The 7,777-nt window shown below is 49.2% G+C and carries 7 protein-coding genes; all 7 read right to left on the bottom strand.

Features of this window, described 5'->3' with window-relative positions:
- Positions 1-112: 112 nt before the first annotated feature.
- On the bottom strand, positions 113-1,354 hold the full coding sequence (gene tuf / locus J0895_RS13895; protein ID WP_207088672.1) for an elongation factor Tu: 1,242 nt from the start codon (positions 1,352-1,354) through the stop codon (positions 113-115).
- Positions 1,355-1,457: 103 nt separating this feature from the next.
- Positions 1,458-3,533: an elongation factor G gene (fusA, locus tag J0895_RS13890; protein ID WP_207088671.1), complete on the bottom strand. Its 2,076-nt coding sequence runs from the start codon at positions 3,531-3,533 to the stop codon at positions 1,458-1,460.
- Positions 3,534-4,315: 782 nt separating this feature from the next.
- Entirely contained in the window at positions 4,316-4,786 is a 471-nt protein-coding gene (gene rpsG, locus J0895_RS13885; protein WP_015150334.1) for a 30S ribosomal protein S7, read from the bottom strand.
- Positions 4,787-5,359: 573 nt separating this feature from the next.
- Positions 5,360-5,734 carry a 30S ribosomal protein S12 gene (gene rpsL / locus J0895_RS13880; RefSeq protein WP_015150333.1) on the bottom strand — a complete coding sequence of 125 codons (375 nt, stop codon included), beginning with the start codon at positions 5,732-5,734 and terminating at the stop codon, positions 5,360-5,362.
- Between the two features lie 172 nt (positions 5,735-5,906).
- Positions 5,907-6,248 carry a HesB/IscA family protein gene (locus tag J0895_RS13875; RefSeq protein ID WP_207088670.1) on the bottom strand — a complete coding sequence of 114 codons (342 nt, stop codon included), beginning with the start codon at positions 6,246-6,248 and terminating at the stop codon, positions 5,907-5,909.
- Positions 6,249-6,465: 217 nt separating this feature from the next.
- Complete coding sequence (locus J0895_RS13870) at positions 6,466-6,816, bottom strand: cupin domain-containing protein (protein ID WP_242541291.1); 351 nt, start codon at positions 6,814-6,816, stop codon at positions 6,466-6,468.
- Positions 6,817-6,868: 52 nt separating this feature from the next.
- Positions 6,869-6,991, bottom strand: a complete 123-nt coding sequence (locus J0895_RS26410) for a hypothetical protein (protein ID WP_277989843.1) — start codon at positions 6,989-6,991, stop codon at positions 6,869-6,871.
- Positions 6,992-7,777: the final 786 nt, after the last annotated feature.

Here is a 7,777-nt window from a genome sequence, read left to right as displayed (position 1 = left end):
GACAGATACAAGCAGAGCAGAAAAGCTCCTCAAGTTGGGATGGCTTTTCTGCTCTACCGTCAATCAGCACGCTTCTGCCTTAAAAGGCAGGAGCGGAGCGCCCTAAGTCGGTTTACTTCTTGGGTTGGTCGAGGATTTTAGAGACCACACCCGCGCCGACGGTCCGTCCGCCTTCACGGATGGCGAAGCGCATCCCTTGTTCAATGGCGATCGGGTTAATCAGTTCAACCGTCATCTTGATCCGGTCTCCGGGCATCACCATTTCCACTTCGTCCCCTTCGTCTGAAGTGAAGGCTTTAATGGTTCCGGTAACGTCAGTCGTCCGTACAAAGAACTGAGGACGATAGCCAGAGAAGAACGGCGTATGACGGCCCCCTTCTTCCTTCTTGAGAATATACACTTCAGATTCAAACTGAGTGTGAGGAGTAATCGAACCGGGTTTAGCAATCACCATCCCGCGCTCGATATCTGCCTTTTGGATCCCCCGGAGCAGTACCCCGACGTTATCTCCAGCCAGACCTTCTTCTAGGATTTTTTGGAACATTTCCACCCCAGTCACCGTGGTGCTGCGGGTGTCTTTGATTCCAACCAATTCCACGGTTTCGCCAACTTTGACCTTGCCGCGTTCGATCCGACCCGTAGCAACAGTTCCCCGACCTGTAATCGAAAAGACATCTTCTACGGCCATCAAGAAAGGCTTATCGATCGCCCGTTCCGGAGTTGGAATGTAAGCATCTACTTGATCCATCAAGGCGTAGATTTTATCAACCCACTCATTGTCACCCTTCTTGAGCCCCGGGGTTTTGGTCAAGGCTTCCAGGGCCAACAGACCAGAACCAGAGACAATCGGAATATCATCACCGGGGAAATCGTAGGAAGTGAGGAGTTCGCGAACTTCGAGTTCCACGAGTTCCAGGAGTTCTTCGTCATCAACTTGGTCTTGTTTGTTCAAGAACACAACGATATTCGGAACCCCCACCTGTTTTGCCAACAGAATGTGTTCCCGGGTCTGAGGCATCGGACCATCCGCCGCCGACACCACCAGAATCGCGCCATCCATTTGGGCGGCTCCGGTAATCATGTTTTTCACATAGTCAGCGTGACCGGGGCAATCAACGTGGGCATAGTGACGATCCGTCGTTTCATATTCCACGTGAGCGGTGTTAATCGTGATCCCCCGTTCTTTTTCTTCGGGGGCTGCATCGATTTCATCGTACTTTCTGGCTTTGGCTTGACCCAGAGCAGCAAGAGTCAGAGTAATTGCTGCGGTTAAGGTCGTTTTGCCGTGGTCAACGTGACCGATCGTACCGATATTAACGTGGGGTTTATTCCGTTCAAACTTTGCGCGTGCCATGTCTTCTCTAGTTCCTTTCTCAATCGTTCATTGGCCATTGTTCATTGTTCATTGTTCATTGGGAAAAAGCAATGAACAATGAACCGTCAACAATGAACTACTATTATGCGTTCCCTTTACCCTTGGCGATGATGGGTTCAGCCACGTTGCGAGGCACCTCTTCATAGCGGCTAAACTCCATCGTAAAGATACCTCGGCCTTGGGTTTTAGACCGGATATCCGTGGCATAGCCAAACATTTCTGCTAATGGAACTTTAGCAGTCACCTTGGCAATTCCCTGCTCAGAACCCATTCCTTCGATTTGGCCCCGGCGGGAATTGAGGTCGCCCATTACGTCCCCGAGGTAGTTCTCGGGAACTTCTACCTCAACCTTCATCATAGGCTCTAACAGAACGGGTGAGGCTTTCATCACCCCTTCTTTAATTGCCATAGAGCCAGCAATTTTAAAGGCCATTTCCGAGGAGTCAACATCGTGGTAGGAACCATCTACCAACGTGGCCTTGATGTCAATCATGGGGTAGCCTGCTAGAATCCCAGATTCACAGGCTTCTTTCATCCCTTGTTCTGCGGGGGAAATGTACTCTTTCGGTACGGTTCCACCAACAACTTTGGAGACAAACTCAAATCCCGTACCCGGATCACCCGGTTCTAGTTGGATGACAACGTGACCGTACTGACCTTTACCACCACTTTGGCGAATAAATTTGCCTTCGGCTTTGACGGCTTTGCGAATCGTTTCTCGGTAGGCGACTTGGGGAACACCCACGTTCGCTTCTACCTTAAACTCACGCAACATCCGATCCACCAGAATTTCGAGGTGGAGTTCACCCATCCCGGCAATTACGGTTTGATTCGTTTCGGAATCGATGCTCACCCGGAATGTGGGGTCTTCTTGGGACAGGGATTGCAGTGCTTTCGACAGCTTCTCCATGTCTTGCTTGGTCTTCGGTTCCACTGCCACGGAGATCACAGGTTCAGGAATGAACAGGGATTCCAGAATGACTGGACTATCCGAGGAGCAAATCGTATCGCCAGTGAAGGTGTCTTTCAGACCCACCGCTGCACCGATCTCCCCGGCTCGCAGTTCATCCACTTCAATGCGATCGTCAGCTTTCATGACAATCAAGCGGGAAATCCGTTCTTTCTTATCCTTGGTGGAGTTCAGAACGTAACTGCCTTTTTCCAGAACGCCGGAATAGACCCGAATAAAGGTCAGACGCCCGTAGGGATCAGCCATGATTTTGAAGGCCAATGCCGAGAGGGGGGCATTATCATCGGCACTCCGAAAGATTTCTTCCCCATTCGGCAGAGTTCCTTGAATCGGTGGCACGTCAATGGGAGCCGGTAGATAATCTACCACAGCATCTAATAAGAGCTGTACTCCTTTGTTTTTGAAGGCTGAACCGCAGATCGTGGGGACGATCTGACCTGTAATGGTTCCCTGCCGTAACCCTTTGACGATTTCTTCATGGGTGAATTCTTCACCTTCGAGGTATTTTTCGGTTAAGGCATCACTGGTATCTGCCACGGCTTCAATCAGCTTGGTGCGATACTTTTGAGAGATTTCGATCATGTCATCAGGAATCTCGCACTCTTGAATATCCGTGCCGATATCATTGGTGTAGATCCGAGCCTTCATCCGCACCAAGTCGATGATGCCCGAGAATTGGTCTTCGTTGCCGATCGGAAGTTGGATCGCCACGGCGTTAGTCCGCATCCGATCGCAAATCTGATCGTAAACCCGGTAGAAATTCGCCCCAGTGCGGTCCATCTTGTTGATAAACGCGATGCGCGGCACTTTATAGCGATCGGCTTGACGCCACACGGTTTCCGATTGCGGCTGAACTCCACCCACGGAGCAGAAGACGGCAATCACGCCGTCGAGTACACGCATGGAGCGCTCCACTTCAATGGTGAAGTCTACGTGACCGGGGGTGTCAATAATGTTGATCTGGTTCTCTTTCCAACTGGTGGTGATGGCAGCAGCCGTGATGGTAATGCCCCGCTCTCGCTCTTGCTCCATCCAGTCTGTTACGGTGTTGCCATCATGCACCTCACCGATTTTGTGAACCACACCGGAATAAAACAGAATCCGCTCCGTCGTTGTGGTCTTGCCCGCATCGATGTGGGCGGCGATTCCTATGTTTCGCACTTTCTCAAGCGGGACAGTACGTGCCACAGCTACCTCCTTGTTTGTGTTGCCGCAATTATCTTTGATTGATGCGTTAAACGCACTTTGTTGACACTCCCCGGTCTCTAAAGACACGGGGATTCTTGCACAGCATTAGAACACAGCCTAATTCTGATGGGCGCTGCTCATTGTGCCTCTAATAAGTCCGCTCAAATCTAGTTTGAACTTTCCCTTTACTTTGCGAAGGATATTGGCAGTACCATTGCCATCTGCATTGATACATCCAACTGTTCCAGTCTATAGCAGTAGGCGGTTAAAACCGCTCTTGTGGGCTTTCCACCTAGCCTCTAAAGGCTTGGCTACCAGCCCTACCGCGTTTTTCTTGTGTTGGTGCTTTTCCAAGCCTCCGGCACAATCCTCGATTCTACTTGACCAGACGCTTGGCGGTTTTACTTCTTTTAAGACGCTTGGCGATCGCGCTTGGAATGTCGCGATCTAAATTCAAGTCGTTGACCCCCCGTTTGCTTAAACGGGCTAACGTCATTTAACCGAATTACCTTCCCGAGAAGACAACACCTAAAATTCTCCTCGGGTGGCGAAGTCACTCGCTGTTATTTTTTTAAGGAGTTTGACTTCTGCTTTGCCACTTCATCTAGGGGGCTAGAAAAAGGGTCAATTCGACATGACAGAAGGAATCCACGGTCTTTGAAGTCAACCCGAATGGGCCATACTCCTGTGGATTTTCCCCGGTCCTGTTACATTTTAATATTTTTTGCAAAATTTGTTTACATAGAACACCTTTTTTTTCCGCAATGGGTCTGATTCCGATTTTAGTAACGATAGTGGGCGAACGCTTTGTTGGCTTCTGCCATCCGGTGGGTTTCTTCCCGTTTCCGGATTGCATTGCCCGTTTCGTTGGCAGCATCCATTAATTCGTTCGCCAATTTCATCGCCATCGTGCGACCCGCGCGAGTTCTGGAAAAGTGAATAATCCAGCGCAATGCTAAAGCTGTACCGCGATCGGACCGAACTTCCATCGGGACTTGATAGGTGGCCCCGCCAACTCGTCGGCCTTTGACTTCCACCAGGGGAGTCACATTTTTGACCGCCTTTTCAAAGACTTCCAGGGCATCTGCGCCGGTTCTTTCTTCGATGGTTTTCATGGCGTTGTAAACAATGTTGAAGGCGACCGACTTTTTGCCACTCTTCATTACACGCCGCACCATCATACCAACCAAGCGGCTGTTATAAACTGGATCGGGAGTAACAGAACGTTTTTGACTACCAGTGCGACGAGACATACTAACTTTTCACCCAAACTAAGGACTGTAATTAACTGGAACTAACTGGAACTAGCCGTGACTAGCTGTGATTCGTTGCTGAGGCGATTCAGCTTGAATCCCCCCACTGTTGTGGGAAGGAAACGGTTTTCTTTCTTTAGAGTGTTCGGAGGTCCGCTTAGTCCCTGTGAAGTGACGTTTCGCGATGGGTTGGACAGGCTTGATGGTCTGGCTGATGCTTTATAGGTCAGGCGATCGCATCTTTATTTAATAGCCGTCCAAGGCGACTGCTCCCTCAAGTTTTCCTACCGATTCCGATGAGAACTGCCTGAATCTTTATCGGGATCGCTCATTCTGAGACAATCAATTGAATCGATGGGTTTTTTTAGGCCATCGTTTGCCCAGATGAGCGCCATCAGATTGTACATCTTTCTTTGTCGATCAACTTAAGGGGCGGACTCTCTGCATTCCGTGGGAAGCTTGTTCATCCTTGGGTTCAATACCTTGGATACCCCACATCAGCGATCGCCCTTCAACTGCACTGGAGACCCTTGCATCTTCCGCTTCAGGCTTCGCGCCTCATTTAAAATCTATTTAGGCCTTAGGACGCTTGGCCCCATATTTAGAACGCCCTTGACGGCGGTCTTTGACTCCGGCAGTATCTAAGGTCCCACGGATGATGTGGTAACGAACTCCGGGTAAATCCTTGACCCTGCCGCCTCGGATCATCACGACGGAGTGTTCTTGCAGGTTATGACCAATGCCTGGAATGTAGGCGGTGACTTCAAATCCAGAGGTCAGGCGAACCCGTGCTACTTTTCTGAGGGCTGAGTTCGGTTTTTTCGGTGTGGTGGTATAAACTCTCGTACAAACGCCCCGACGCTGCGGACAACTCTTGAGTGCAGGCGATTTGGTTTTCTTTTCGATCTTCTGCCGTTCGGTACGAATAAGTTGTTGTATTGTGGGCATGAGTTATGGGGTATTCAGGTTTTCAAGGATCAAGTTGACAACAATCTGCAATTATATCTTACCCTAGTGTCCCCTGTCAAATTTTAGGGCAGAAAAACAATCCAAAATGGCAGGGGATAAAAATCCCCATCGAGGGCCATCTCAAGATTGAAGGGCTGACTATAGCGGGTCCCTAGGGGGTGGGCGACTCAACAATCGAGAAGGAGTTACCACAGCCACAAGTCTTTGCAGCCTTGGGGTTATGGAAGCGGAACCCCCCTCCCATCAAATCCTGCGAGTAATCTAAAGTCAGGCCGTTGAGATAGTCGAGGATGCGGCTATCGACCGTCACTTGAACGCCATCGCACTCACAGATGAGATCATCGGGGTTGCACTGTTCGTCAAACGCCATCGTATAGTACCACCCAGCACAACCCCCCGTTTCAACCCCGAGACGAAACCAGACATTTGGGTTGGACTGTTTGGATTGGATGCGTTTAATTTCGGTGACGGCTGCTTTACTCAGCTGAATCATGAATGGGTGGACATTGGCTGTCGTGATCGGCGATCGCCATTTTACCGCGATCGCGACTTAAATGCTACTGCGATCGCCTGCTAATTTCACCAAAAAATCGCCCTTTACCTGGGTAAAAGGCGAAAGTCTCTCGTGTCACGGCTTCAGCCATGACACGAGAGCAATTATTATTATGAGGATGAAGATCACTCCGAAGCGCTGACAATGCCGATGAGGATTATTTAGCCCGGGCGTAGTCATCTTGGAATCGGACGATATCATCTTCACCCAAATATTCACCATTTTGAACCTCAATCAAAATCAAAGGAATCACTCCAGGATTTTCCAGACGATGATTCGTGCATTGCGGGACATAAGTAGACTGATTGCTGGTGAGCATCAGTTCTTGGTCTCCGCAAACAACCCGCGCCGTCCCGCAAACCACGATCCAATGTTCGCTACGGTGGTGGTGCATTTGCAAGCTGAGGCGGTGACCGGGTTTGACTTCAATCCGCTTGATTTTATATCCCTTCGCATCTTCTAAAACCGTAAACGAACCCCAAGGGCGGAGTTCCGTTGCTGCCACCATCGTAGAGGATGAAGAGGCAGCGGTTGCCCCCGGATGAAGAAGTTCTTGTGCGTTAGCCATTGTTCGAGTCTCCATAATAGTTTGTTGAGAGTGGGGAAGCCGCATCTAGTCCATCCAGGCGATCGCCCGTCCGGTTAGTGTGGGAGAGTCTGCACTCTGAGAAATTTTCTGACATGAGTTGAGCTAAGGAGTAGCTCGGATCTGCTTCCTAAAAATATATTTCCCTTAAAGAGCCAAATTAAAATAAAATATTTAATCTCATTACAGACTCCAGGACCTTCCCGAACCCTCTTTACCCCACCATAACAAGCCACATAAGCCTTGTCAGTCGTCGTGCGGATAGATTGGGGCAATCTATATCAAATCTTTATTTCTAACCCTAGGGACTTTATCCCAGCTTTAATTTCCACTCCTCACCCTGAATCTGAACCGGCAATCTGGGTTGTTGCCGCTGCTGCACAATTTTTCAGAGCGGGGATTGTCATATTAAAGGTATTTCTATATGATTTTTAATCCGTACCTATAACTATAGGCTTACCCCTAACTTCCTTTGAAGGCATAATGGACTCCTCTGGCATAAGCCTTTTTAATGGGGCCGCCCTGAAGCATCTCAAAACCGAAGGGAAGGAACACTAAATCAGAGGGAACCGAGAAAGTCCTGGGGTTCCAAACAGATTTAGGGCCATCCTCAAGAAAACCGCTCAAGTCAGACCGGAATTAACAATGGCCTGAAAACCTTCTAAAATTAATTAGAAAGAAGGTTAATTTACATAGATGCCCTATCTAGGGATTGGCTATTTCCGTTCGCGACTTACATTGGGTTGAACCGTACCACGTCTAAAGCCGGGGGATTCCTGCCTACCCCAAAGGGCGACAGCGGGACATTCAAGTATCCCTCTAGACCATCAAAACAACTATCCCTAAAAGAAAAGAGATGATGCAATTTGGCTTACTTCTTTAT

Origin of the sequence: Phormidium pseudopriestleyi FRX01 (genome assembly GCF_017313335.1) — a bacterium.
Classification (GTDB): Bacteria; Cyanobacteriota; Cyanobacteriia; order Cyanobacteriales; family Laspinemataceae; genus Laspinema; species Laspinema pseudopriestleyi.
This window is presented reverse-complemented; position numbering and strand designations above follow the sequence as displayed.